Annotated in this window: 22 protein-coding genes; 19 read left to right on the plus strand and 3 right to left on the minus strand. The window is 67.7% G+C overall.

Annotation, left to right across the window (positions count from 1 at the left end; translation table 11 throughout):
• Positions 1–87 precede the first annotated feature (87 nt).
• The 4 genes from msrA (at position 88) to AC1DYK_RS08210 (ending at position 4,376) form a co-directional block, all read left to right on the plus strand.
• Positions 88–639 (plus strand): peptide-methionine (S)-S-oxide reductase MsrA, encoded by a 552-nt coding sequence (gene msrA / locus AC1DYK_RS08195; protein WP_478165812.1) that lies wholly within the window; start codon positions 88–90, stop codon positions 637–639.
• A 125-nt stretch (positions 640–764) separates the two neighbouring features.
• A complete protein-coding gene (locus AC1DYK_RS08200; protein ID WP_478165813.1) occupies positions 765–1,136 on the plus strand; it encodes a hypothetical protein in 372 nt (123 codons plus the stop codon).
• Between the two features lie 77 nt (positions 1,137–1,213).
• Complete coding sequence (locus AC1DYK_RS08205) at positions 1,214–3,328, plus strand: TonB-dependent receptor (protein ID WP_478165814.1); 2,115 nt, start codon at positions 1,214–1,216, stop codon at positions 3,326–3,328.
• Between the two features lie 91 nt (positions 3,329–3,419).
• Positions 3,420–4,376, plus strand: coding sequence for an AEC family transporter (locus AC1DYK_RS08210; RefSeq protein ID WP_478165815.1), 957 nt, complete (start codon positions 3,420–3,422; stop codon positions 4,374–4,376).
• Positions 4,377–4,389: 13 nt separating this feature from the next.
• On the opposite strand, the gene pdxH is transcribed toward AC1DYK_RS08210, so the two are convergent.
• Positions 4,390–5,037 (minus strand): pyridoxamine 5'-phosphate oxidase, encoded by a 648-nt coding sequence (gene pdxH / locus AC1DYK_RS08215; protein ID WP_478165816.1) that lies wholly within the window; start codon positions 5,035–5,037, stop codon positions 4,390–4,392.
• Between the two features lie 145 nt (positions 5,038–5,182).
• On the opposite strand from pdxH, the gene AC1DYK_RS08220 reads away from it, so the two are divergent.
• On the plus strand, positions 5,183–5,449 hold the full coding sequence (locus AC1DYK_RS08220) for a hypothetical protein (protein WP_478165817.1): 267 nt from the start codon (positions 5,183–5,185) through the stop codon (positions 5,447–5,449).
• A gap of 265 nt (positions 5,450–5,714) precedes the next feature.
• On the opposite strand, the gene AC1DYK_RS08225 is transcribed toward AC1DYK_RS08220, so the two are convergent.
• Positions 5,715–6,251 carry a superoxide dismutase family protein gene (locus AC1DYK_RS08225; RefSeq protein ID WP_478088126.1) on the minus strand — a complete coding sequence of 179 codons (537 nt, stop codon included), beginning with the start codon at positions 6,249–6,251 and terminating at the stop codon, positions 5,715–5,717.
• Positions 6,252–6,258: 7 nt separating this feature from the next.
• Positions 6,259–6,993, minus strand: coding sequence for a gamma-glutamylcyclotransferase (locus AC1DYK_RS08230; protein WP_478165818.1), 735 nt, complete (start codon positions 6,991–6,993; stop codon positions 6,259–6,261).
• 42 nt (positions 6,994–7,035) lie between these two features.
• Between AC1DYK_RS08230 and AC1DYK_RS08235 the strand changes: the two genes are divergently transcribed.
• The 14 genes from AC1DYK_RS08235 (at position 7,036) to AC1DYK_RS08300 (ending at position 25,582) form a co-directional block, all read left to right on the plus strand.
• A complete protein-coding gene (locus AC1DYK_RS08235; RefSeq protein WP_478088122.1) occupies positions 7,036–7,575 on the plus strand; it encodes an OmpA family protein in 540 nt (179 codons plus the stop codon).
• Positions 7,576–7,693: 118 nt separating this feature from the next.
• Entirely contained in the window at positions 7,694–9,532 is a 1,839-nt protein-coding gene (edd, locus tag AC1DYK_RS08240; protein WP_478165819.1) for a phosphogluconate dehydratase, read from the plus strand.
• Entirely contained in the window at positions 9,523–10,164 is a 642-nt protein-coding gene (gene eda / locus AC1DYK_RS08245) for a bifunctional 4-hydroxy-2-oxoglutarate aldolase/2-dehydro-3-deoxy-phosphogluconate aldolase (protein WP_478165820.1), read from the plus strand. Before edd ends, eda begins: the two co-directional genes overlap by 10 nt.
• A gap of 10 nt (positions 10,165–10,174) precedes the next feature.
• Positions 10,175–10,900 carry a haloacid dehalogenase type II gene (locus AC1DYK_RS08250; RefSeq protein ID WP_478165821.1) on the plus strand — a complete coding sequence of 242 codons (726 nt, stop codon included), beginning with the start codon at positions 10,175–10,177 and terminating at the stop codon, positions 10,898–10,900.
• A 245-nt stretch (positions 10,901–11,145) separates the two neighbouring features.
• Positions 11,146–13,794 carry a type VI secretion system ATPase TssH gene (gene tssH, locus AC1DYK_RS08255; protein ID WP_478165822.1) on the plus strand — a complete coding sequence of 883 codons (2,649 nt, stop codon included), beginning with the start codon at positions 11,146–11,148 and terminating at the stop codon, positions 13,792–13,794.
• Positions 13,795–13,856: 62 nt separating this feature from the next.
• Complete coding sequence (gene tssB, locus AC1DYK_RS08260) at positions 13,857–14,390, plus strand: type VI secretion system contractile sheath small subunit (protein WP_478165823.1); 534 nt, start codon at positions 13,857–13,859, stop codon at positions 14,388–14,390.
• 40 nt (positions 14,391–14,430) lie between these two features.
• Entirely contained in the window at positions 14,431–15,927 is a 1,497-nt protein-coding gene (gene tssC, locus AC1DYK_RS08265) for a type VI secretion system contractile sheath large subunit (RefSeq protein WP_478165824.1), read from the plus strand.
• Between the two features lie 128 nt (positions 15,928–16,055).
• Entirely contained in the window at positions 16,056–16,541 is a 486-nt protein-coding gene (locus AC1DYK_RS08270; protein WP_478165825.1) for an Hcp family type VI secretion system effector, read from the plus strand.
• Positions 16,542–16,661: 120 nt separating this feature from the next.
• The gene (tssJ, locus tag AC1DYK_RS08275; protein ID WP_478165826.1) at positions 16,662–17,258 is read left to right on the plus strand and encodes a type VI secretion system lipoprotein TssJ; all 597 of its coding nucleotides are present in this window, start codon (positions 16,662–16,664) and stop codon (positions 17,256–17,258) included.
• 37 nt (positions 17,259–17,295) lie between these two features.
• A complete protein-coding gene (gene tssK, locus AC1DYK_RS08280; RefSeq protein WP_478165827.1) occupies positions 17,296–18,651 on the plus strand; it encodes a type VI secretion system baseplate subunit TssK in 1,356 nt (451 codons plus the stop codon).
• 41 nt (positions 18,652–18,692) lie between these two features.
• On the plus strand, positions 18,693–21,380 hold the full coding sequence (locus AC1DYK_RS08285; RefSeq protein ID WP_478165828.1) for a type VI secretion system Vgr family protein: 2,688 nt from the start codon (positions 18,693–18,695) through the stop codon (positions 21,378–21,380).
• Positions 21,381–21,411: 31 nt separating this feature from the next.
• The gene (locus tag AC1DYK_RS08290) at positions 21,412–22,536 is read left to right on the plus strand and encodes a T6SS immunity protein Tli4 family protein (RefSeq protein WP_478165829.1); all 1,125 of its coding nucleotides are present in this window, start codon (positions 21,412–21,414) and stop codon (positions 22,534–22,536) included.
• Positions 22,537–22,639: 103 nt separating this feature from the next.
• Positions 22,640–24,388 (plus strand): esterase/lipase family protein, encoded by a 1,749-nt coding sequence (locus AC1DYK_RS08295; protein ID WP_478165830.1) that lies wholly within the window; start codon positions 22,640–22,642, stop codon positions 24,386–24,388.
• A 3-nt stretch (positions 24,389–24,391) separates the two neighbouring features.
• Positions 24,392–25,582 carry a T6SS immunity protein Tli4 family protein gene (locus AC1DYK_RS08300; RefSeq protein ID WP_478165831.1) on the plus strand — a complete coding sequence of 397 codons (1,191 nt, stop codon included), beginning with the start codon at positions 24,392–24,394 and terminating at the stop codon, positions 25,580–25,582.
• Positions 25,583–25,609 lie beyond the last annotated feature (27 nt).

The following is a 25,609-nucleotide window of genomic DNA, read 5'->3' on the forward strand; positions in this document are numbered from 1 at the left end:
ACTGACGGGTTAGTAATGTAGTGAGGCCGGTGCGGGGCGTCAAGCCGGCACAATGCGGGGTTCGTCTCGACCTTCGCCGGAGTTGCCATGCCATCGCCATCCTCGCCAACCGAAACCATCATCCTCGGCGGTGGCTGCTTCTGGTGCACCGAAGCGGTGTTCGACCGCGTGCAGGGCGTGCTGGATGTGGAGTCCGGCTACAGCAACGGACAAGTCGTGAACCCGAGCTACGACCAGGTCTGCACCGGCCGCACCGGGCATGCCGAAGTCGTCAAGGTGGCTTTCGACCCGTCGCAGATCACTTTGCGCGAGATCCTCGAGATCTTCTTCGTGGTGCACGACCCGACCACCCTCAACCGCCAGGGCAACGACGCCGGCACCCAGTATCGCAGCGGCATCTACTACACCGACGAGGCGCAGAAGCAAGTGGCCGAGGAGGTGATCCGCGAGATCGCCGACGGCGGAACCTACCGCTCGCCGATCGTGACCGAGGTCGCGCCGCTGGCCAACTACTCGACCGCCGAGGCCTACCACCAGGACTACTTCCTGAACCACCCGGACCAGGGCTACTGCGCCTTCGTGGTCGGGCCCAAGGTCGAGAAGTTCCAGCAGACCTTCGCGGCCCGCGTGAAAGCTTGAAACCTCGCGGGACAGACCAAGAAACTGCGAAGCAGTTTTTGCTCTGTCCTCGACCAACCTGAAACTTCGCGGGACAGACCAAGAAACTGCGAAGCAGTTTTTGCTCTGTCCTCGACTGACTAAAGATGCCTTTTGCCCAGCGCACCCTCCGCAGCCGCACCCTGTTGTGCGCGCTGGCATTCGCGCTGTGGGCCGCGACCACGCTGGGCCTGCTGCACCGCACGCTGCACGGTTCGCCGCCGGCACCGTCGACCGCTGTCTCCGCGCAGGTCGACGAGGCCGCGGCCTCGCACGGCCTGTCCGCGCTCTTCGGTGTCCACACCGAGGCCGAGTGCCGGCTCTACGACCAGTTGTCCCACGGGTCGGCCGCGCCTTGCGTGCCCCCGGTCTTCCTGCCGGTGCTGCTGCCGGCCGCCAGCTTCGTCTGGCTCGAGGGCGAAGTCTTCGCCCGCTGGATCGCGCTGTTCGACGCGCGCGGTCCGCCTTCCGCTCGCTGAATCCCCCTGCCTTCCGGTTGCCGACCCCGCCTGGCGGGGCGCGGCCGGCTGTTCATCGATTCAACGAGTGTTCCTTCATGACTTTCCTTTTTCATCGCCATGGCGTTGGCGCCGCGGTGCTGTCCTTCCTGTCCTGCGCCGCCGGCGGCGCCTGGGCGCAAGCCTCTCCTGGCGCACCGGCGCCCTCGCTCGGCGAGATCACCGTCACCGGCAATCCGCTCGGCGCCAGCGACCTGATCGCGCCGACCACGTCGCTCGCGAACGAGGCCCTGCTGCTGCGTTCCCAGTCCACCCTCGGCGAGACGCTGAACGGCCTGCCGGGCGTCAACAGCACCTACTTCGGTCCCAACGCGAGCCGGCCCACGATCCGCGGCCAGGACGGCGACCGCATCCGCATCCTGCAGAACGGCGGCAGCGCGCCCGACGCCTCGGCCCTGAGCTACGACCACGCCGTGCCGGTCGATGCGCTGGTGACAGACCGGCTCGAGGTGCTGCGCGGACCGGCCGCGCTGCAGTACGGCGGGAGTGCGGTCGGCGGCGTGGTCAACGTGATCGACAACCGCATCCCGACCGAACCGATCGAGGGCTTCGGCGGCCGCGCCGACCTGGGCTACGCCACCGGCAATCGCGAGAAGGCGGGCGGCGTGGTGCTCGAAGGCGGCACCGACCGCTATGCGCTGCACGTCGATGCCTTCCGGCGCGATTCCGACGACGTCTCGGTGCCGATCGAACTGGGCTGCGAGAAGCCCGGGCATCTCGGCTTCGCGCGCAAGATCTGCAACTCGGCCAACCAGGCCGACGGCGGCGCCTTCGGCGGCACGCTGTTCTTCGACCAGGGCTGGATCGGCGCCTCGGCCAGCACCTACCGCAGCAGCTACGGCACCGTGGCCGAGCCCGACGTCACGATCGGCATGAAGTCCGACCGCTACGCGCTCGAGGGCGAATGGCGGCCCGGCGGCTTCTTCAGCAGCGTCCATGCCAAGTTCAGCCGCACCGAGTACCGCCACACCGAGTACGAAGGCCCGTTGCCCGGCACCACCTTCACCAACGACAGCAACGACCTGCGCATCGAGGCGCGGCACCGCAAGATCGGCGATCTCGAGGGCATGGTCGGCTTCACCAGCGAGAGCGGCCGTTTCTCGGCCAATGGCGAGGAGGCCTTCGCGCCGAACAGCCGCACCAAGGCCAATGCGCTGTTCCTGCACGAGGAGCTCGGCACCTCGTGGGGGCGGCTGAGCTTCGGCGCCCGCACCGAGGAGGTCAAGGTGCAATCGCTCGGGGATCCGTCCAACCCGGAGGTCACGCGCTTCTTCGTCGGCGAGCGTGACTTCCACCCGAGCAGCGCCGCCTTCGGTGCGCTGGTGAACCTGTCGCCGCAATGGCAGCTGACCTCGAACCTCGCCTACACCCAGCGGGCGCCGAAGGACTACGAGCTGTTCGCCAACGGCCCCCACCTGGCGACCGCGGCCTGGGAGACCGGCGACCCGAACCTCAAGGTGGAGAAGTCGACCGGCCTGGACCTGGGCGCCCAATGGAAGTCCGGCGCCCACACGGCCAAGGTGAACGCCTACGCGACCCGCTTCAGCAACTACATCGGGCTCAGCGCCACCGGCAACGTGCGCAGTGCCGACGGCGAACTCAATCCACCGCCGATCGAGACGGCGGACGGGCAATTGCTGTTCCCCGAGGTGTTTGCCGACTACGTCTACCACGGGGTGCGAGCCCGCTTCACCGGCCTCGAGGCCAACGGCAACCTGCAACTGCTCGGGGCCGACGGCTTCTCGCGCCCGGGCGACGGCTCCACGCTCGACCTCGAGTGGCGCGGCGACCTGGTGCGCGCCACCAACACCGACACCAACGAGCCGCTGCCGCGCATCGCGCCGTGGCGCATCGGCAGCACGCTGGCCTACGGCAACGGCCCCTGGACCGCGCGCCTGGGCTTCGACTACTACGCGGCGCAGAACCGAGTGCCGCCGCTGGGCGACCGCGCGACCGAGGCCTACACGCTCTGGACCGCGTCGGTCAGCTACCAGATGCGGGTGCAGCGCGCCAATCTCACCTGGTATGCGCGCGTCGACAACATCGGCAACACGCTGGCCTATAGCGCGACCTCGATCCTGACGACCACGGTGTACCCCAATGCGCCGCTGCCGGGGCGCAGCCTGAAGGTGGGCCTGCGGGCGACGTTCTAGCCTCGCTTCGTGCGCCGCAGCCCTCGAGGGGGCAGCCGCCGCCTCGGGTCGGCCCCGGCGCAGGCCTGGGCCTCGGCTATTCTCGACGGGCATGAATGGTCCCGTCGTTTCCTCGCTGCTGCCCGTGGTGTTCCTCATCGCGGCCGGCTACCTGGCGGGGAGGCTTCGCTGGATCCAGGGCGGTGCGGTCAAGGACCTGTCGAACCTGGTGTTCCTGCTGCTGGCGCCGCCGCTGCTGTTCCGCTCGATGAGCACGGTGCGCCTGGAGCAACTGAGCCTGAAGCCGGTGGCGGCCTATTTCGTCGCCGCCGGCCTGATCTTCGCGGCCACGCTGGCGTGGCGCGGCTTCAACCGCACCGGCGTCGTGCTGGCGCTCGCCAACACCTACAGCAACACCGTCATGATCGGCATTGCGCTGGTGGGCCTGGCCTACGGGCCCGAGGGCATGGTGGTGCTGCTGACGCTGATCTCGCTGCATTCGCTGGTGCTCCTGACCAGCGCCACCGTGTTCCTCGAACTCGCGGTGGCGCGCGAGGACGCGCAGCGCCACGCGCCGGGCGGGCAAGGGCGGCGCGCGATGGCACGCGCCGTGGCGCGCGCGCTGCGCAACGCGATCATCCATCCGGTGCAGGCGCCGATCCTGCTGGGCCTGCTGTTCGCGCAGACCGGGCTCGCGATTCCCGAGCCGCTGGACAAGCCGATCGCCTTGCTCGGGCAGGCCTTCAGCCCGGTGGCCCTGGTGCTCGTCGGCATCACGCTGGCGCTGACGCCGGTGGGCCTGCACTGGCGCAACGCGCTGACCCAGGCGCTGGTCAAGAACCTGGTGCATCCGGCGCTGGTGGCCGTGCTCGGCTGGGCCTTCGGCCTGCGCGGCCTGCCGCTGACCGTGATGGTGGTGGCCGCCGCGCTGCCGATCGGCGCCAACGTGTTCCTGTTCGCGCAGCGCTACCGGACCTCGGAAGCGCTGATCACCGCGAGCGTGGTGGTTTCGACGGTCATGGCGCTGGCGACGCTCTCGGCGGTGATGGCGGTCGCGGGCCGGCTCTGACTCCGATCGGAGTTCAGGGCGCCAGCCGTTCGCGCACCCAGTCGCCACCTTCGCGGCGATAGCGCAGCCGGTCGTGCAGCCGGCTCTTGCGGCCCTGCCAGAACTCCCAGCGGTCGGGTTCCAGCCGGAAGCCGCCCCAGTGCGGCGGCCGCGGCGGCGAGAACAGGTGCTTCGCGGCCTGCACCGCGGCGTTCTTCACGAGCACGTCGCGCCCGCTGATGACCTCGCTCTGCGGGCTGGCCCAGGCGCCGATGCGGGAGTCGAGCGGGCGGCTCGCGAAGTAGGCGTCGCTCTCGGCGGCGTCGACCTTGCGGACCCGACCCTCGATGCGCACCACGCGCTCGAGCTCGACCCAGTGGAACTGCAGCGCCGCATAGGGATTGCCGGCCAGCTCCTGGCCCTTGCGGCTCTGGTAGTTGGTGTACCAGACGATGCCGCGGGCGCCGTAGCCCTTGATCAGCACGATCCGGGTGGAGGGGCGCAGGTCGCCGCCGACGGTGGCCAGGGTCATCGCGTTGGGTTCGGGCACCTGGGCGTCGATCGCCTCGGCCAGCCAGCGCTCGAACAGGTCGAGCGGGTCGGCGGCGCTGCTGGTTTCGTCGAGCTCGGCGCGCTCGTAGCTTTTGCGCAGCGCGGCCAGCGATTCGTGGGTTGAACTCATGGCGCCATTGTTGCGCAAGCGAAGCGGAGATACTGCGGGCCATGAACGCCGTGCCCGAAATTCGACCACCGACTGTCATCGTCCTCGCCTCCGGACGCGGCGAGCGCTTCCGCGCCGCCGGCGGCGCCGGCCACAAGCTGCAGGCGTGGCGCGTGCGCTGGGTCCGGCGGTGCAGGCGGCACAGCCGCACTACGGCGGCCAGCGCGGCCATCCGGTGGGCTTCGCCGCCAGCTGCTTCGACCCGCTTTCGCAGCTGTCGGGCAACCAGGGTGCTGCCCCCGTGCTGCGTGCGCTCAGGGCGGCAGGGCAGGTGGCCGACATCGAGGTCGACGACATCGGTGTCGTGACCGACATCGACACCCCCGAAGAACTCGCGCGCGCCGAGGCCTTGATCAAGGCGCGGCTTGGCTAACGCTTCAGGCCGGCGCCGGGCCGCCCCAAGGCGGCCTGCGGCCCCCTCGGGGGGCAGCGACCCACACGAAGTGGGGGAGCGTGGGGGCCATCCAGGCCGGCGCCGGGCCGCCCCAAGGCGGCCTGCGGCCCCCTCGGGGGGCAGCGACCCACACGCAGTGGGGGAGCGTGGGGGCCATCCAGGCCGGCGCCGGGCCGCCCCAAGGCGGCCTGCGGCCCCCTCGGGGGGCAGCGACCCACACGCAGTGGGGGAGCGTGGGGGCTAGCTAGCTCCGGGCGATGATCCCGCAGGCGACGCGCGGGCCGGAGTTGCCGGCCGGCTGGGTCGTGAAGTCGTCGCGGTCGCGGTGCACCACCAGCGCCCGGCCGATCACGTTGTTGGCGGCGCCTTCGGTCATCGAGATGTTGTGCACGTCGACGCTGAAACGCGCCACGCCGGCGGCGTCGGCCACCAGGCTCGGCAGCTCGCCCGCATGGCTGCCGGGCGCGGCGAACTTGCCGTGCGTGCCGCCGGCCGGATTGAAGTGGCCGCCCGAGGCATTGCCGTTGTCGCCGCAGTCGCCCTTTTCGTGGATGTGGAAGCCGTGCTCGGTGCCCGGCGCAAAGCCACGGACCTCGCCCTTGACGCGCACGCCGTGGTCGAGCGCCGTGAATGTCACCTTGCCCACGGTCGGATTCGGCGAGATCGCGCCGGTCGGCGCGAGCTCGGCGGTGGCGCCGGCCTTGGGGCCCAGGGTGCCGCAGGCCGCGAGCAGGCCGGCCGCGACGACGGCGAGGGCAGGGACGATGTGGCGAGGGCGCATGATCAAGTTACTCCTTGGTTTTCCGGGTTGACGCTGAAGGGTACATCGCAGCGGCAGGCTCGCCGCTGTCGGCCGATGCCGACAGGCGCGAATCCGCCAGCCTGACCAGCCGTGCCAGCGCGGCATCGTGGATCGCATGGCGCCGCAGCTCGAGCAGGGTCTGGTGCGCATAGTCCAGCGAGCTGCCGTAGCGGCCGACCGCGGTCTTGAAGATCCGGGCGTAGCGCTCGTCGCTCAACTCCCCGGTGAAGTTGGGGCTGTGCCGCGACAGGGTGAAGGCCAGCGCACGCGCCGTCGAATGGGGCGTCGCGCACTCGAGCCAGCGCGGATCGTAGACGCCGGTCGGCATCTCGCGCAGCCAGAGCCGGCCCAGGGTTTCGAGCCCGTGGGCGGCAGGCACGCGGAACACCATGCCGCGGCAGCTGCCGCCCGACAACAGGCCGAACACCAGTCCGGGGTTCTCGACCGTGCCGCGGTTGACCCGGCTCCACATCTTGAGCGCGCGGTGCCAGCCGTGGACCCGGGCCGGATGCCGCTCGACGAAGCCGAAATCCGGCCGCCAGATCAAGGAACCGTAGCCGAACAGCCAGAGGTCCTCGTGGCCGCCCCATTCGGCGATCACGCGGTCGAGCATCGGCTTGGGATCGCGCAAGGGCTTCGGCAGCGGGCCCAGGCCGGGCGGCCCGGGGTCGCCGACCGGGCCGTCGGAGGCGGCACCTACAATTTGGCGGTCATGGTTCACCGCACCATTATTTACCGACCCCTCAACTACGGAGCCCCGCCCATGTCAGCCAACAGTGATGACGAAAGCCAGCAGAACTTCATCCTCGCCTTCCTGCTCGGCCTGATCGCCCTCGTGATCCTGTTCGTGATCGGGATCGTGCTCTACACCCGCAGCCATGCGCCGGCTCCGGCGACGCCCCCGGTGGCCGCGGCCGTGCCGGTGACCACGCTGGCGGTCGTGACCGAGACCGTGACGGTCGTGATTCCCGACGGCGCCAGCATCCGCGTCATCGGCGGGGTCGTGAACTTCTATTTCGCCACCGCCAGCGCCGACCTGGCGCCGGGCGCCGCCGAGGCCCTGGCCGTGGTCATCAAGGGCGTCGAGAGCGGCCGCAAGGCGGTGATTTCGGGCTTCCATGACACCACCGGCGACGCCGCGATCAACGAGGCCCTGGCGAAGAAGCGCGCCGAGACCGTGCGCGACGTCCTGACCGGCCTCGGCGTCCCGGCCGACAAGGTCGAGCTCGAGAAGCCGGCCGTCACGTCCGGAACGGGGAACAACGCCGAAGCCCGCCGGGTCGAAGTCAAGTTGCTGGATTGAGCGCCAGCGCGTTCGCAGCCATGCAAAGCCCGGGCGCGTCCGGGCTTTTTCATTTGGACTTGATACCATGCACTTCCGAGCCGCCGCGTCGCGGCTCTCCGGCAGAGCGACACACCCCATGACCACACATCCCACCGTCCGCGCTGTCACCGAGCGCATCCGCGCGCGCAGCCAGAGCCTGCGCAGCGCCTACCTGCAGGACCTGGCCGAAACCCGAAGCCGCGACCGCGGCTCCGACCGGATGGGCTGCGCCAACGTCGCGCACGCCGTGGCCGGCATCCCGGCCAACGACAAGTTCAAGGTCGTGAGCGAGCGGGCGCCCAACATCGGCATCGTCACCGCCTACAACGACATGCTCTCGGCCCATGCGCCGTACCAGGGCTACCCCGACATCGTCAAGCACGAGGCGCGCCGCCTCGGCGCCACCGCCCAGGTGGCCGGCGGCGTGCCCGCGATGTGCGACGGCGTTACCCAGGGCACGCCCGGCATGGAGCTGAGCCTGTTCAGCCGCGACGTCATCGCGATGGGCACCGCGGTGGCGCTCACGCACGACATGTTCGATGCCGCGCTGCTGCTCGGCGTCTGCGACAAGATCGTGCCGGGCCTCTTGATCGGCGCGCTGCATTTCGGCCACCTGCCGACCGTCTTCGTGCCCGCCGGGCCGATGCCCTCGGGCCTGTCGAACACCGCCAAGTCGAAGGTGCGCGAGCAAGCGGCCCAGGGGCTGGTCGGGCGCCAGGGCCTGCTCGACGCCGAGATGCAGGCCTACCACGCGCAGGGCACCTGCACCTTCTACGGCACCGCCAACAGCAACCAGATGCTGCTCGAGGCCATGGGCCTGCACGTGCCGGGCTCGGCCTTCATCCAGCCCGGCGACGACATGCGCGAGGCGCTCACGCGCGAGGCGGTGCGCACCGTGCTGGGCCGGGCAACGGACGCCGCCTTCGCGGTGCCGCCGATCGGCGAACTGGTCGACGAGCGCGTGATCGTCAACGCCATGGCGGCGCTGCTCGCCACCGGCGGCTCGACCAACCACCTGATCCACTGGGTCGCCGTGGCGCGCGCCGCCGGCATCCTGATCGACTGGAACGATTTCGCCGAGCTGTCGGAAGTGGTGCCGTTGCTGGCGCGGGTCTATCCCAACGGCAGCGCCGACGTCAACGGTTTCCAGGCCGCGGGGGGGCCGGGCTTCGTGATCGGCGAACTGCTCGACGCCGGCCTGATGCATGCCGACGTGCTCAGCGTGCGGGCCGGCGGCATCCGCGAATTCGCCGGCATTCCGCAACTCGCCGGGGCTCCTTCGGCCGAACGCTCGCTCAAGTGGGAGGCCGCCGCGCCATCGAAGGACGACAGCATCGCGCGGCCGGTCTCGGCGCCCTTCAGCGCCACCGGCGGGCTGAAGCTGTTGCAGGGCAACCTGGGCCGCAGCGTGATCAAGGTGTCCTCGGTGCCGACCGACCGCCACGTGATCGAGGCGCCCGCGCGGGTCTTCGATTCGCAGGCCGCGCTGCAGCAGGCCTTCACTGCGGGCGAACTCGAGCGCGACGTGGTCTGCGTGGTGCGCTGGCAGGGCCCGCAGGCCAACGGCATGCCCGAGCTGCACAAGCTCACGCCGCCGCTGTCGGTGCTGCAGGGCAAGGGCTTCCGGGTGGCGCTGGTGACCGATGGCCGCATGAGCGGTGCGTCCGGCAAGGTGCCGGCCGCGATCCACGTCTCGCCCGAGGCCGCCGCCGGCGGGCCGCTGGCCAAGGTGCGCGACGGCGACCTGATCCGGCTCGATGGCGTGGCCGGCACCCTCACCGTGCTGCTGCCCGAGGACGAATGGGCGGCGCGCGAAACCGCGACCATGCCCGACGAGGCGCGTGCCGCCAACGGCCGCGGCCTGGGCCGCGACCTGTTCGCCGGCATGCGGCGCAATGCATTGACTGCTGAAGAAGGAGCCTGCTCATGGCTGTGAAAGATTCGTTGTCCGCGCTCGACGTGATGCGCGACGCCCCGGTGATTCCGGTCATCGTGCTCCACGACGTCAAGGACGCGGTGCCGCTGGCGCGCGCACTGGTGGCCGGCGGCATCCGCATGCTCGAGGTCACGCTGCGCACCCGCGAGGCGCTCGAGTGCATCGAGCTCATCGCCAAGGAAGTGCCCGAGGCCGTGGCCGGCGCCGGCACCATCCGCAGCGCCGCCGATGCCCAGGCCTCGGCGCTGGCCGGCGCGAAATTCGGCGTCAGCCCGGGCTACACGCGCGCGGTCGGCAAGGCCTGCCACGACCTCGGACTGCCGCTCCTGCCCGGCGTCGCGACCGGCAGCGAGATCATGATGGCCCAGGAAGACGGCCTGACCGAGCTCAAGTTCTTCCCTGCCGTGCAGGCCGGCGGCCTGGCGATGCTCAAGGCCTGGCAAGGGCCCTTCGGCGACGTCAGGTTCTGCCCCACGGGCGGCGTCCACGCCGGCAATGCGCACGAGTTCCTCGCGCTGTCCAACGTGGCCTGCGTCGGCGGCTCGTGGATCGTGCCGACCGATGCCATCGCCGCCGGCGACTGGGGCCGCATCGAGGCGCTCGCGCGCGAGGCCTGCCAGCTGGCGCGCTGAGGGCCCGGGCATGGGAGACATCCTGGACGGCAGCGAACTGAAGGTCATCGCCTTCGACGTCTTCGGCACCGTGGTCGACTGGTATTCCGGCATTGCCGCCGAGGCCGAGCGGCTGCTGCCCGGTGTCGATGGCGGCGCCTTCGCACTGGCCTGGCGCGCCGGCTACCAGCCCGCGATGCAGGGCGTGATGGAACGGCTGGCGGCCGGCGAGGGCGGCTTCACGCTGCTCGACGAGCTGCACATGGGCATCCTCGGCGATGTGCTGCGCGAATTCGGCGCCGCCGATCTCGACGCCGGCACGAAGCGCGAACTCAACAAGGCCTGGCACCGGCTGCCGGCATGGCCCGATGCGGTCGAGGGCCTGGCCCGGCTCAAGCGCAAGTACACGATCTGCACGCTCTCCAACGGCAACATCGGTCTGCTGACCGAGATGGCCAAGCGCGCCGGCCTGCCCTGGGACTGCGTGCTGTCGGCGGAAGTATTCAAGGCCTACAAGCCCGACCCGCGCACCTACATCGGCGTGGCCGCGGTGTTCGATGTCACGCCAGGGCAGGTGATGCTGGCGGCCGCGCACCACGACGACCTGGCGGCGGCCCGTGCCTGCGGCCTGCGCACCGGCTACATCGAGCGGCCCCTGGAGTTCGGCCCCGGGCGGCCGAAGGATGTCTCGCCGCGGCCCGACAACACGCTGCACGCACGGGACATCGGGGCGCTGGCGGATCTGCTGGGCTGCTGATCTTCCGCTGAACGTACGCATGCAGATATTTCTCTGCATGTGCTCGATGTTTCGGCGCCGGGTTCCGGACTGAACCTACTGACGTGTCTGTCTTGCGCACCTAGAGTGTGCATCGACAAGAACGAACGTGAGGGTGGGAGCCGGTGCCAATGAAGACACACTTGAGAGCCGTTGCCTCGGCACGCTGCTGCGACGGCTGTAGCCGCACCCCCTCGCTGTCTCGCTGCGCACGCTAGGGGCCGCGCATGGCGATTTCGCGACGAGCCTTGTTCGGCAAGCTCGACCTGACCCTGTTCCGCGCCATCGAATCGGCCACGGCATTCGCCAAGCTTCGAGGCAATCCCTATGTCGAGCTGACGCACTGGCTGCATCAGCTCTGGCAGCTCAGCGACAGCGACCTGCACCGGATCTGCCGCCACTATCAGATCGAGCCGCAATCGGTCGAGCGCGACCTGGCATCGGCGCTGGCCGCGCTGCCCTCCGGGGCTTCGTCGCTCAGCGATTTTTCGCATCACATCGGCGCCGCGATCGAACGGGCCTGGGTCCTGTCCAGTCTTGAGTTCGGCGGCCACTGCGTCCGCAGCGCCTGGCTGCTTGCCGCATTGCTGCAAACCCCCGAGCTGCGCGGCGTGCTGCTGACCATCTCGCCCGTCTTCAAGAAGATACCGGCCGAGCAGCTCACCGAGTCGCTGGCGTCTCTCATCGCAGGATCGCCGGAATCGAACGAAGGGCCTCACGATGGCTCAGGGCTGGCATCGGCCATGCCCGGCGAAGCCAGTGGCGCCATTGCACAGGAAGCCGACGGAAGTTCGGCGCTGGCCAAATACTGCGTCGACCTGACGCAGCGGGCACGAGCCAACGAGATCGATCCCGTGATCGGTCGCGAGCACGAGATCCGCACCATGGTCGACATCCTGCTGCGCCGTCGGCAGAACAACCCCCTGCTGACCGGCGAGGCGGGCGTCGGCAAGACCGCGGTGGTGGAGGGGCTGGCGCTGGCCATCGCTCGCGCCGAAGTGCCGGCCAGCCTGCGCGAGGTCCGCCTGCTGAGCCTCGACGTCGGCGCGCTGCTGGCCGGTGCCAGCCTGCGCGGCGAATTCGAGTCGCGCCTCAAGAGCCTGCTCGAGGAAGCGAGCCGCTCGCCGCAGCCCGTGATCCTGTTCGTCGACGAAGTGCATACCTTGATCGGCGCCGGCGGCCAGGCCGGCACCGGCGATGCGGCCAATCTGCTCAAGCCGGCGTTGGCGCGCGGCACCTTGCGCACCATCGGCGCGACCACGTGGAGCGAATACAAGCGGCACATCGAAAAAGACCCGGCGCTCACACGCCGCTTCCAGGTGCTGCAGGTCGCGGAGCCTGAAGAAACCTCCGCCATCGAGATGGTGCGCGGTCTGGTCGTGACCTTCACCGCGCACCACGGCGTCACCGTGCTCGACGAAGCCGTGCGCGCCGCCGTGCTGCTGTCGCATCGCTACATCCCGGCGCGCCAACTGCCCGACAAGGCCATCAGCCTGCTCGACACCGCCTGCGCCCGTGTCGCCATGTCGCTGCAGACGCCGCCGGCCGCGGTGGAGCATCTGCGCCAGCGCATCGCGGCCTTGCGGACCGAACTCGACCTGCTCGACAAAGAAGGCGTGGTCGCCCAGGGCCGGGAAGCCCGTTCGGCACGCATCGCCGCCATCCAGGCGGAGCAAGCTCGCGAGACCGACGCACTGTCGGCGCAGGAACAACGCTGGCAGGACGAGCTCGCCATGGTCCGAAAGATCCAGGCCCTGCGTGCCGAGCATGCGGCCGACGCCGTGCCGGCGCCGTCCGCCGAACTGACGGCGCTCGAAGCCGAACTCGCGGACCGCCAGCAGGATGCGCCGCTGATCTTCCCGCAGGTCGACGAAGACGTGGTCGCCGCCATCGTCGCCGACTGGACGGGCATCCCGGTCGGCCGCATGGTGAAGGACGATGTGGCCGCCGTGTTTCAGCTGCACGCGACGCTCGACCGCCGCGTCATCGGACAGGGCGACGCGCTCAAGGTGATCACCGAGCGGGTCCAGACGGCCCGCGCGCGCCTGACCGATCCCGACAAGCCGGTGGGCGTGTTTCTCCTGGTAGGTCCATCGGGCGTGGGCAAGACCGAAACCGCACTGGCGCTGGCCGAGGCGATGTATGGCGGCGAGCAGAACCTCATCACCATCAACATGAGCGAGTTCCAGGAGTCCCACACCGTGTCGACGCTCAAGGGCGCGCCGCCGGGCTACGTGGGCTTTGGCGAGGGCGGCGTGCTGACCGAGGCCGTGCGCCGCAAGCCCTACAGCGTGATCCTGCTCGACGAAGTCGAGAAGGCCCACCCCGACGTGCACGAGATCTTCTTCCAGGTCTTCGACAAGGGCTGGATGGAAGACGGGGAAGGGCGCCGCATCGACTTCCGCAACTGCACCATCCTGCTCACCAGCAACACCGGCTCCGAGCTGATCTCATCCCTGTGCGAAGACCCGGCGCTGATTCCTGACGCAGCCGCGCTGCGCGAAGCCCTGCAGCCGGCACTGCGGCAGGTGTTTCCGGCGGCCTTCATCGGGCGGCTGACAGTCGTGCCGTATCTGCCGCTGGCCGAGAGCACGCTGGGCGACATCGTCATGCTGCACCTGAATCGCGTGGTCGACCGCATGCAGGCGCAGCACGGCATCGCGCTGAGCTACCCGCCGGCGCTGGTCAAGCACGTCATCGACCAGTGCGGCACTCACGAGACAGGCGCGCGCCGCCTGATCGGCTTCATCGAGCAGAACCTGTTGCCGGTGCTTTCGCGGCATTGGCTGGGTGCCTTGCAGGAGCGGCGACGGATCCTTCGGCTGGCCGTTGACATGTCGAACGAAGACTTCGCCTGCGAAGTCGAGTACGGCTGAAGACATCGCAACCCGACCCTTCACTCCCCTTTATTTCATTTCATCCACCCCCCGGAGTCTTTATGAGCTACCAGAACAGCCAGAAATTCATCGCTCGCAACCGAGCGCCGCGCGTGCAGATCGAATACGACGTCGAGATCTACGGCTCGGAGAAAAAGATCGAGTTGCCCTTCGTCATGGGCGTTCTGGCCGACCTGTCGGGCAAGCCGGTCGAGCCGCTGCCCACGGTGAGCGAGCGCAAGTTCCTCGACATCGACATCGACAACTTCGACGAGCGCATGAAGGCGATCCAGCCGCGCGTCGCGTTCTCGGTGGCCAACACCCTGACTGGCGAAGGCCGCCTGATGGTCGACATGAGCTTCGAGAGCATCGACGACTTCTCGCCGGCCGCGGTGGCGCGCAAGGTCGGTCCGCTCAAGCAGTTGCTCGACGCCCGCACGCAACTGTCGAACCTGCAGACCTACATGGATGGCAAGGCCGGGGCCGAGAGCCTGATCAACAAGCTCATGCAGGACCCGGCGCTGATGAAGTCGCTCGCCGCGGCACCGAAGCCCAAGGCAGCAGACGAGAGCGGCGCCGAAGCCGCCACTGCCTGATACCGCGCCGATTCACATCCAGTCTGACAGGGAGAAACCCATGAAGCCAAATACCAAGCAGGCCGCCGGCGCCGCGACCCCATTCGCCGAGATTTCCGATTTCTCGTCCTTGCTCGACAAGGAATTCAAGCCGAAGACCGAAGAGGCCCGCGATGCCGTCGAGGCTGCGGTCCGTACCCTGGCCGAGCAGGCGCTGGTCAACGCGGCCACGATGACCGACGACGCCTACAGCAACATCGAGGCGGTCATCGCCGAGATCGACCGCAAGCTGTCCGAGCAGATCAATCTCGTGATGCACAAGGAAGAGTTCCAGAAGCTCGAGTCCGCCTGGCGCGGCATGCACCACCTCGTCCACAACACCGAGACCGACGAGAAGCTCAAGATCCGCTTCATGGACATCTCGAAGGACGAGATGCGCCGCACCATGCGCCGCCACAAGGGCATCGCCTGGGACCAGAGCCCGATCTTCAAGCGCGTCTACGAAGAAGAATACGGGCAATTGGGCGGCGAGCCCTACGGCTGCCTGGTCGCCGACTACTACTTCGACCACACGCCGGCCGACGTCGAATTGCTGGCCGCCATCGCCAAGATCTCGGCCGCATCGCATGCGCCTTTCATTGCGGGCTCGTCGCCTGCGCTGCTCGGCATGGAGTCGTGGCAGGAACTCGCCAACCCGCGCGACCTGGCCAAGATCACCTCGAACCTCGAACATGCGCCGTGGAATTCGCTGCGCGAGACCGAGGACTCGCGCTATGTGGGCCTGGCCATGCCGCGCTTCCTGGCGCGCCTGCCCTACGGCGTGAAGACCAACCCGGTCGACGAGTTCGACTTCGAGGAAGAAACCGAAGGCGCGGACCACCGCAACTACGTGTGGAGCAATGCGGCCTACGCCATGGCCGTCAACATCAACCGCAGCTTCAAGCTCTACGGCTGGTGCACCATGATCCGCGGCGTCGAATCGGGCGGCACGGTCGAGAACCTGCCCTGCCACACCTTCCCGACCGACGACGGCGGCTTCGACATGAAGTGCCCGACCGAGATCGCGATCTCCGACCGGCGCGAAGCCGAACTCGCCAAGGCCGGCCTGATCCCGCTGGTGCATCGCAAGAACACCGACCACGCGGCCTTCATCGGCGCGCAGTCGATGCAGAAGCCGCAGGAGTACATGGACCCGGACGCGACCGCTAATGCCAACCTGTCGGCACGGCTGCCGTACCTGTTCGCGAGCACCCGCTTTGCGCACTACCTCAAGTGCATCGTGCGCGACAAGATCGGCACCTTCAAGGAGCGCGACGAGATGCAGCGCTGGCTCAACGAATGGATCATGGAATACGTCGATGCCGACCCAGCCAACTCGTCCCAGGAAACCAAGGCGCGGCGTCCGCTCGCGGCGGCCGAGGTGGTCGTCGAAGACATCGAGGGCAACCCGGGCTACTACAGCGCGAAGTTCTTCCTGCGTCCGCACTTCCAGCTCGAAGGCCTCACGGTCTCGCTGCGCCTGGTTGCGAAGCTGCCTTCGCTCAAGGAAGCGGCCTGACCGACTGCGTCTTCAAGCATTGATGAAGCGGCGCGCAGACGTCGCCCGACGAAGAAGCGCCGAGGCGCATCCGCGCTCGCGGCGGCCAATCAACTCATAAAGAAGCAATTACTGCTCAGGGAATTCTCATGTCTCAAGATATCTTTCTGAAACTCAACGGCATCGAAGGCGAGGCGCCCGACGCGGCCCACAAGAACGAGATCGAAGTGCTGTCCTTCAACTGGAAGGTCGCGCAGGAATCGATGATGCACGCCGGTTCGGGCGGCGGCGCCGGCAAGGCCACGGTGGATGACCTGGAGTTCGACCACTTCGTCGACCGGTCGAGCCCCAACCTCATGAAGTACTGCCTGACCGGCAAGCACGTGGCCGAAGCCAAGCTCACGGTCCGCAAGGCCGGCGGCAATCCGCTCGAGTACCTCAAGTTCACCTTCACCGACGTGATCATCACCAGCGTCGCGCCGAAGGGTTCCAACAGCGACGAATCGCGCGTGCGCGAGACCGTGCGCCTGTCCTTCTCGAAGGTCAAGCAGGAGTACGCGGTGCAGAACGCCCAGGGCGGCAGCGCCGGCGCCATCACGGCCGGCTACGACATCAAGGGCAACAAGGAGTCCTGATGCCGAGGGCCCGGCATGCCGGGCCCTTCGAGGAACCGCGCCTCCGGCCGCGAATGCATGCCCGCATCGCGCGCGGCCGGGCGGGCTCCTTTTCTTTTTCCGATCCTCACCAAGTTCAGCATGGCCCTCCACTTGTCAGATCCCTGGCGCATCGCGATCGCCTGCGCGCTGGCGGCGATTGCCCTGACGGCGCAGGCGCAGATCTCGGTGTCCGTCGAGCCTCCATCCTTGCCCTCGGTACCATCCTTCGCTGCACCGTCCTCGTTCTCGACCCCGTTCTCGTATCCGCGGGAGCAGACCAAGCTCGACATCAGGCTCACGGCGGCCAGTGACCTGAACCCGGACGACAAGGGCAGGGCGGCGCCGATCCTGGTGCGCATCTACGAACTGCGCTCCGAAGCCGGCTTCGAGTCGGCCGACTTCTTCTCGCTCCAGCAGCACGACAAGGCGCTGATCGGCAGCGACCTGCTGGTGCGCGAGGAATTCATCATGCGGCCCGGCGACGTCAAGACCATCCGCCGCAAATCGCATCCCGACCTGGCCGCCATCGGCGTGCTGGCGGGCTACCGCGACCTGGCCCACGCCGACTGGCGCGCGGTGCAGAAGGTCGAACCCGCGCCCGAGGCCGCCTGGTACCGGACCGTGCTGCCGGCCCAGAAGGTCAGGCTGCAGATCGAGCTCCAGGCCCAGGGCGTTCGGCTCACGCCCCTCCATTGATTGATCCCCACTGCCTGCGAGCGGAAGCAACGACACCATGAGTTGGTACAACAAGGTCGCCTGGAGCGAAGGCCTTTTTCTGCGGCCGCAGCTGTTCCAGCAGCAAGAGCGCTACCTGGAACACCTGGCGCACAAACGCGCCGCCGCGCTGAGCCCGTTCTATTGGGGCTTCGGTCGCTATGCCATCGATGTCGAATCGCTGGCGCTGGGCAAGGTGGTGCTGGCGAGTGCGAGCGGCATCTTTTCCGATGGGACGCCCTTCGACACGCCCGGCCAGACGCTGCCGCCCGCGCCGCTCACGATCCTGCCTGAGCATCTGGAGCAACTCATCTACCTCGCGGTGCCGATTCGCACGCCCAACGGCGAGGAAACCACCTTCGACGATGCCGCGGTGTCGAGCGCGTCGCTCGCGCGCTTCTCGGTGTTCGACACCGAGCTTCGCGATGCCAACTCCGTCGGGCAGGGCCCGAAGACCGTGCAGCTGTCGCGCCTGCGCCTTCGCCTGTTGCCGCAGCGCGAGATGACCGACGCCTGGATCGGCCTGCCGCTGACCCGCGTGACCACCTTGCGCTCGGACGGCAGCATCACGCTCGATGCGCAGCTGATCCCGCCTGTCGCCGGCTATGGCGCGAGTTCGCTGCTGGCCGACTGGATCACCAACCTGCATGGCCTGTGCCGCCTGCGTGCCGAATCGCTGGCGGCGCGGCTCAGCGGCAGCGACGGCAAGTCCAGCGAGGCGGCCGAGGTGTCGGACTTCTTGCTGCTGCAGATCCTCAATCGCTACGAGCCGATGCTGGCGCATTGGCTGCGGGTGCGCGAGACCTCGCCCGAGGCGCTCTACATCGCGCTGCGCACCCTGAGCGGCGAACTCGCCACCTTCGTCAGGGCCAGCACGCGCCGGCCCAAAGAGCATCCGGCCTACCAGCACATGGACCCGCACCTCTCCTTCAAGGGCCTGGTGGGCGACGTTCAGGCGCTGCTCAACGACGTGCTGGTGCGCAGCGCGCAAAGCATCCCGCTGGCGGATCGCCCCAATGGCGTGCGCGTGGCAAGCGTCGACCCCGGCGAGCTGCAAGGCTTCGCGAGCCTGGTGTTTGCCGTCGCGGCCCATGCGCCGCCCGATGTGCTTGCCAGCCAGTTTCCCGCGCGCTGCAAGGTCGGCCCCAGCGACCGCCTGCCTGAGCTCATCCGCTCGCACCTGCCCGGGATCCCGCTGCAGGCGTTGCCGGTGCCGCCGCGGCAGATCCCGTTCAACGCCGGCTTCGTCTATTTCCAGATCGATTCGCGCGGGCCTTTGTGGGAACACCTGCTCAAGCACGGCGGTCTCGCGCTGCACATCGCCGGCGAGATCCCGGGCCTGCGCATGGAGCTGTGGGGCGTGCGAGAAAAGTAGACCGGCGGCACCGCGGCGCCATCACGTAGAGGAGACCCATCATGTCGAGCAACCACACCCTGTCCATCGAATCCCCGGCGATCCCGGTCGTCCTGGGCCGCCCGGCGCTGGAGCCCGTGCGCCTGTCGGGCCGCGAGGGTCTCAACAGCCTCTTCGAATACGAGCTTCTGCTCAAGACGCCCGATGCCTTGAACCTCGGCGCCAGCGGCGCGGCCGACTTCGATCTCGACGACTTCATCGGGCGCGAGATCAGCTGCAGCATCGAGCTCGACGGCTCGGGCGAGTTCATTCCCGGCGCGGTCGGCGCCAGCGTCGATCGCATGGGCGCCGGCACCCGCCAGATCAACGCCGTGATCGCGGTCGCCGCCTTCTGGGGCGAGGAGGGGCGGCACCTCCAGTACAAGCTCACGCTGCGCCCCTGGCTGCATCTGCTGGACCAAAACACCGATTGCAAAATCTTCCAGAACAAGACCGTCGTCGACATCCTCGATGAACTGCTCGGCGCCTACCCCTTTTCGGTCGACAAGCGCCTGTTCGACACCTACCCCCCGCGCGACTACCAGACCCAGCACAACGAGAGCGACCTCGAGTTCTTCATCCGCCTGTGCCAGGAATGGGGCATCAGCTACCACTTCGAGCACAGCGAGGGCAAGCACCGGCTGGTGCTCAGCGACGCCATGGCCGCCTACCGCGAAAACGACAGCGAGGCTTATCGGCAGGTCGAGTACCACGCACCCGGCTGGAAGATCGATGCCGAATACCTCCACAGCTTCGTGCCCGAGCACCAGCTCACCAGCGGGCGCTACACCACCCGGGACTACGACTACACCCGCCCGCGTGCCGACCTCACCCAATCGCGCAGCGACCCGCGTCCCACCGGCCAGGCCGACGGCGAGGTCTACCAGTGGCACGCCGGCCGGGGCGGCAGCCACTACGCCCAGCCCAGAGCCGGCAGCGCCGAGGCCAACGACCCGCAGGACGAAGGCCGCCAGCTGGCGCTGCTGCGCATGCAGGCCCTGCGCACCCACGGCGCCAGGGCCAGGGCCAGCGGCAACCTGCGCGGCATGGTGCCCGGCTGCACCTTCAAGCTGGCGAAGCACCCGCGCCAGAAGGCCAATGCCGAGTACCTCATCCTCGACACCACTTTCCTGATCGAGGACGTGGCCCAGGACAGCCAGATCAAGGACGCCGCGCCCGGGCGCAAGCAGCAGTGGAAGGTCGAGGTGGACTTCACCGCGCATCCCGTCACCGAGCCGCTGCGCCCGGCGTTGACCCAGCCCAAGCCCTACGTGCGCGGGCCGCAGTCGGCCTTGGTCGTCGGCCCCGAGGGCCAGAACCTCTGGACCGACCAGTACGGCCGCATCAAGGTGCAGTTCCCCTGGGACCGACTCGGCGAGAAGAACCAGCATTCGACCTGCTGGGTTCGGGTCTCCAGCGAATGGGCGGGCAACCAGTTGGGCGGTGTTCACGTGCCGCGCATCGGCCAGGAAGTCATCGTCAGCTTCCTCGACGGCGACCCGGACCTGCCGGTCGTCACGGGGCGGCTGCACAACCAGAACAACCTGCCGCCGTGGGCGCTGCCGGGGCAGAGCGCGCTCTCCGGCCTGCGTTCGAGGGAACTGGAAAAGGACGGCGGCAACAGCGCGGCCGGGCGCAGCAACCATCTGGTGCTGGACGACACGGCCGAGAAGATCCAGGCGCAACTCAAAAGCGACCACCAGCACAGTCAACTCGGCCTGGGCCACATCACGCGCATCGAAGACAACGCCGGACGCAAGGACCCGCGAGGCGAGGGCTTCGAACTGCGAACCGACGGCCAGGGCGCCCTGCGCGCCGCCAGAGGCTTGATGCTCACCACCGACGGCCGGTCCGGCGCGGTCGGCGGCATCCTGAGCCGGGATGAACTGGTCAGTTGCCTGCGACAGGCGCTCGCCTTGGCCGAAGACCTGGGCAAGGCAGCCGAAGACTGCCAAGGGCCGGCGCGCGAGACCGCGCCGCAGCAGGAACTGAGCGAAGCCGTCGATGCGCTCGGCCACGGCAGCGGCGACGAAGCTGATGCCACGGGCGATGCGGCGGGCGGACAACCGGTGCTGGCGATCAGCGGTGCCGCCGGCATCGCGAGCGCCACGCCCCGGGACCACACGCAGTACGCGGGGGAGAACATCGACACCGTTGCCGGTCGCAACCAGCAGCACTATGCGGGCCGCTCGATCCTGCAAAGCGCCGGCCGGGACATCGAGCAGTTCGCCGTCGCGGGCGATGTCCGTCACATTGCCAACAAGGGCAAGGTCATCCAGCAGGCGCAGCACAACAGCGTCGAGATCACGGGGCAGGAGGACGTCACCATCACTTCCACCGATGAAGGCATCGTCGTGCGCGGCAAGAAGAGCATCTTGCTCGTGGTGGAGGACGGCACCTACCTGCGGATCGGCGGAGGACAGGCGGTCTTCGGCATGAAGGGCCGGTTCCTCGTCAAGTCGGCCGGCATGAGCCTCCAGGGCCCGAGCGCCTTGTCGATCGACCTGCCGAGCTTCCCGGAGACGGGGTTCGACGATGGCTTTGTCGTGAAGGACCAGGCCGGCAAGCCGGTGCCCGGGATGAAGTACCGCCTGACGTACATGGACGGCGGCGTGGTCGAAGGCGTCACCGGCGCCGACGCCAAGGTTCCGCTGCAGAAGGGCGTTGGCCCCGACAGCGTGTCGCTCGAACTGCTGGGTCGCCAGCGCTAACCCCTTGTCAACCATGAACCTGCGCTCACTCGTGCTTGCCGCGGCCGCCTCGCTGAGCGGCTGCGCGCCGCTCCCCCTTGCTGCCGACTACACCCCCAAGACCATGACCACCGTCACGACCCAACGCACCACCCACTGCATCGGCCGCTATCTGATCACGCTGCCTTCGAACTTCGAGTTGCGCACTGGGGGCTGGGGGAATATCGAGCTGTACTACGGGCTGGACAGGAACTTCCAGCGCGTCTATGCGACCGTCAAGCCCGGGCGCTATACGAATGAAGAGTTCTGGAACGAAGTGAACAAGCGGCGCTTCGAACTGGCCGATTCCAAGAATGCTGCAACCAAGACATCGATGCTGTTGCACGGCGAACAGCTCAATACATCATCGGCGTTGTTGAGACGCTTGGGAGACACGCACTATGGCATGTCAATCAAGACCGAAGTGCACGTGCTGGTGGGGCCGCGCTACGTGACGCTGGAGCAGGAGTCCTACGACTACACCGCCGAGACCCTGCGCCGGCGCATGGACTACAAGAACGTGGATCCCGTTCCCACCGAGACCCGCCTGAAGCTGATCGCCTCCAAGCTCCTGCCCTACGAGAACGCGGAGCGGGCGAAGCCGGGCTTCTGCATGCAGGGGGTGCTGTTCGATGTGGGGCAGGACGACGAGAGGGCTTCGTTCTATTTCACGGCCAAGGACATGGGCGACGTGAGCGTGGACGTCGACTACCACGCCGTCACCGGGCAACCGAGTCAAGGCGTTCTGGAGCGAACGAAGAAGGCCTATGCAGCGCACGCGCCGTTTCGGACCCAGATCGCGACCCTGCGCGAGCGAACGTTGCAGTTGGGCGGAGACGCTGCCGAGGAGTCGCTCACCAAGACGAACCGTTCCCCGATTCAGCACCACTTCAACATCGAGCGGCGCGATGACCAACCGCGCACGCTGGACCGACCCTACTTCGGCATCACGCTGAAGACGGGCATGCGGTATCTGGTCCCGGTCGCCGCGGGCCGGAAGCCTCCGGAGACTGACGGCGAGGCGTACTACTCATCGCAAAGCCACGCGATCGTGCACCCGGAAGGCGACGCCAGCCTGTCCGACGAGCAGGTGCTCAAGCTGTGGGACGAGATGCTGGCCTCGGTGCGAACGCGCTAGGCATCGCTGAGACCGACAACAGACATCACAACGCAAGGGCGGCCCATTCAGCGTGCTGCCCGGACTGCCGGGTCTTCTCCGGCGCCAGCCCATTCATCGATCCATGACAGACACAAGCACTTCCACTGAACCGCGCGTCCTGCTGCCGATGCCGCAACCCGACGGCACGTCGCGCTACTGTCACAACCTCACGCGCAAGGAGCGGACCGATCTGGTCGAGGTTCGCGTTTGCACCGTGAACGTGCTGCCGATTGTCTTCGTGCCGGGGGTCATGGGCAGCAACTTGCGCACCACGGACAGCAAGCAACTGAAGGTCTGGAACCTCGACTCCTTGCCTGAACTGTTCTGGGACAAATGGCGGCAAAACGCGGGCAAGCGCCAGGAGCTTCTGCATCCCGACCGCACCGAGGTCGACCCCCGGGGGGAAGTCCCCTCCCACACAGTCGGCAGCGTGGTGCCGACGAGCAAGAAGGAACTGAAGCACTACTACCAGCGCCGCGGCTGGGGCGAGGTCGGCAAGGGCAGCTATCAGGACTTCCTGATCTTCCTGGAGAAGTCGCTGAACGGCTACCGATCGGACCAGCCTGCCCACACCGACGTGGCGGCCAAGATCAACGTGCTGATGGAGGAACTGAAGGCCAGGAAGCCCGTCGACCAGCGGTGGCGGGCCGAGAAGGGCCCGGCACTCAGCGATCCCGAGGACATCGCCAATCTGCGCCACTGGGCCTTTCCGGTCTATGCCTGCGGCTACAACTGGCTGGACGACAACGCCAAGGGCGCCAAGCGGCTTCAGCAGCGCATCCGGCAGGTGATCGCCGAGAACAACACCGACAGCGCGAGCTGCGAACAGGTCATCCTGGTCACCCACAGCATGGGCGGGCTGGTGGCGCGCGCGTGCCAGCAGCTGGACGGCATGGAGGCCGCCATCGCAGGCATCGTGCATGGTGTGATGCCCGTGGACGGCGCGCCAATCGCCTACCGCCGCTGCAAGCTGGGTCTGGCCGAGGAAGGCTGGGGCCTGGGCCAGGTCATCGGCAGCACCGGCCAGGAAGTGACAGCTGTTTTCGCGCAAGCCCCCGGCACGCTGGAGCTGTTGCCGACCCAGCGCTACAAGCTGTCGCCGGCTCCGGGCAGGACCCACATGCAGAGTTGGCTGGAAGTTCGTGGCCCCGAGCGCGAGATGGCGCCGAAGCTGCTGCCGGAGGCCGATCCTTACGCCGAGATCTACAGGCGGAGCGACCGTTGGTGGGCACTCGTCAAGAAGGAGTGGCTTGCGCCGAAGGATGGGGTTCCAATCGAATGGGCTGACTACTTGGAGTTTCTGAAGCAAGCAGAAGACTTTCACAAGCTGGTCACCCCCGAAACCTACCACCCGAACACCTACGCCTTCTACGGAGCCGACAACAAGCGCAAGACCCAAAGCTTCGAGCGCGTCGTGTGGCGGATGAAGCGCAGCAGGAAGGCCTTGGGCGAAGGACCGACGCCCGACGAGGTCTACGGCATGACGCCGCAGCAAGTGACGATGGACGGTGAGAACCCCGAGTACGTGAGGACGAAGCAAACCATCAACACGGGAAGAAACGGCCAGACATTCGAAACTGAAACAACCCAGTGGGAATTGCAGGCCGACACGGCGGACGGCACGGGCGATGGCACCGTGCCCGCGCAGTCCGGCCGCAGCCCCGTGGACTGCGCCAAGGTGCGCCAGGTCTTCCGCGTGAGAGGCCTGGAGCACGAGCCGGCCTACAAGGAAGACAGCCCCTTCGCGCGGCAGATCGCGCTCTACGCCATCAGCAAGATCGCGCTGGAGGCCAAGGTGCCGCAGGGCGCGGCAATCAAGGCGAAGAGCTGAACCATGACAAACCTCTCTGCCACCGGACAGTCTCGTTCACGCTACCGCCGTTGGGCGTTGGTTGCATTGGCGTTGCTGCTCATGCTCGTCGCCGCCGCGGCGCTGCGCGGCTGGCTCCCCTTCATCTACGCCCCTGGCTATACCCCCAAGACCATGACCACCATCCCGACCCAACGCACCACCCACTGCATCGGCCGCTATCTGATCACGCTGCCTTCGAACTTCGAGCTGCGCACCGGGGGGTGGGGAAACATCGAGCTGTACTACGGGCTGGACAGGCACTTCCAGCGGGTCTATGCGACCGTCAAACCGGAGCGCTATACGAATGAAGAGTTCTGGAATGAAGTGAACAAGCGGCGCTTTGAATTGAGCGGCGCGAGGAACGACAAGACCAAAGGGTCAATGCTGCTGCACGGCGAGCAACTCAGCACGGTCTCCGCGTTGTTGCGGCGTTTGCCTGACGAGGTATCCGCAGGCTCGATCAAGACCGAGGTGCATGTGCTGGTGGGACCTCGCTACGTAACGTTGGAGCAAAAGTCGCACAGCAACGATGACAACGACATTACTTACAAGAACGCCGATCCGACCGCCGCCGAGACCCGCCTGAAGCTGATCGCCTCCAAGCTCCTGCCCTACGAGAACGCGGAGCGGGCAAAGCCGGGCTTCTGTATGCAGGGGGTGCTGTTCGATGTGGGGCAGGACGATGAGAGGGCTTCCTTCTATTTCACGGCCAAGGACATGGGCGACGTGAGCGTGGATGTCGACTACCACGCCGTCACCGGGCAGCCGAGTCAAGGCGTTCTGGAGCGAACGAAGAAGGCCTTTGCTGCGCACGCGCCGTTTCGGACCCAGATCGCGACCCTGCGCGAGCGAAAGTTGCAGTTGGGCGGAGACGCTGCCGAGGAGTCGCTCACCAAGACGAACCGCTCCCCGATTCAGCATGTCTTCAACATTGAGCGGCGCGACGATCAGCCGCGCACGCTCGACCGGCCGTATTTCGGCATCACCCTGAAGACGGGCAGCATGTACCAGGTTCCGGTCGCTGCGGGGCAGAAGCCACCGGAGACTGAGGGCGAGGCGTACTACCTGCAGCAAGACCACGCGATCGTGCACCCGGAAAGCGACGCCAGCCTGTCCGACGAGCAGGTGCTGAAGCTGTGGGACGAGATGCTGGCCTCGGTGCGCAAGCGCTAGCGCCTCGCCATTCACGCATTCGCTGCC

This window comes from Variovorax sp. P2_H12, assembly GCF_056403395.1.

Coding starts and splice junctions, on each gene's coding strand:
- msrA (WP_478165812.1), top strand. CDS start 88: ATGCCATCGCCATCCTCGCCAACCGAAACCATCATCCTCGGCGGTGGC.
- AC1DYK_RS08200 (WP_478165813.1), top strand. CDS start 765: ATGCCTTTTGCCCAGCGCACCCTCCGCAGCCGCACCCTGTTGTGCGCG.
- AC1DYK_RS08205 (WP_478165814.1), top strand. CDS start 1,214: ATGACTTTCCTTTTTCATCGCCATGGCGTTGGCGCCGCGGTGCTGTCC.
- AC1DYK_RS08210 (WP_478165815.1), top strand. CDS start 3,420: ATGAATGGTCCCGTCGTTTCCTCGCTGCTGCCCGTGGTGTTCCTCATC.
- pdxH (WP_478165816.1), bottom strand. CDS start 5,037: ATGAGTTCAACCCACGAATCGCTGGCCGCGCTGCGCAAAAGCTACGAG.
- AC1DYK_RS08225 (WP_478088126.1), bottom strand. CDS start 6,251: ATGCGCCCTCGCCACATCGTCCCTGCCCTCGCCGTCGTCGCGGCCGGC.
- AC1DYK_RS08235 (WP_478088122.1), top strand. CDS start 7,036: ATGTCAGCCAACAGTGATGACGAAAGCCAGCAGAACTTCATCCTCGCC.
- edd (WP_478165819.1), top strand. CDS start 7,694: ATGACCACACATCCCACCGTCCGCGCTGTCACCGAGCGCATCCGCGCG.
- eda (WP_478165820.1), top strand. CDS start 9,523: ATGGCTGTGAAAGATTCGTTGTCCGCGCTCGACGTGATGCGCGACGCC.
- AC1DYK_RS08250 (WP_478165821.1), top strand. CDS start 10,175: ATGGGAGACATCCTGGACGGCAGCGAACTGAAGGTCATCGCCTTCGAC.
- tssH (WP_478165822.1), top strand. CDS start 11,146: ATGGCGATTTCGCGACGAGCCTTGTTCGGCAAGCTCGACCTGACCCTG.
- tssB (WP_478165823.1), top strand. CDS start 13,857: ATGAGCTACCAGAACAGCCAGAAATTCATCGCTCGCAACCGAGCGCCG.
- tssC (WP_478165824.1), top strand. CDS start 14,431: ATGAAGCCAAATACCAAGCAGGCCGCCGGCGCCGCGACCCCATTCGCC.
- AC1DYK_RS08270 (WP_478165825.1), top strand. CDS start 16,056: ATGTCTCAAGATATCTTTCTGAAACTCAACGGCATCGAAGGCGAGGCG.
- tssJ (WP_478165826.1), top strand. CDS start 16,662: ATGGCCCTCCACTTGTCAGATCCCTGGCGCATCGCGATCGCCTGCGCG.
- tssK (WP_478165827.1), top strand. CDS start 17,296: ATGAGTTGGTACAACAAGGTCGCCTGGAGCGAAGGCCTTTTTCTGCGG.
- AC1DYK_RS08285 (WP_478165828.1), top strand. CDS start 18,693: ATGTCGAGCAACCACACCCTGTCCATCGAATCCCCGGCGATCCCGGTC.
- AC1DYK_RS08295 (WP_478165830.1), top strand. CDS start 22,640: ATGACAGACACAAGCACTTCCACTGAACCGCGCGTCCTGCTGCCGATG.
- AC1DYK_RS08300 (WP_478165831.1), top strand. CDS start 24,392: ATGACAAACCTCTCTGCCACCGGACAGTCTCGTTCACGCTACCGCCGT.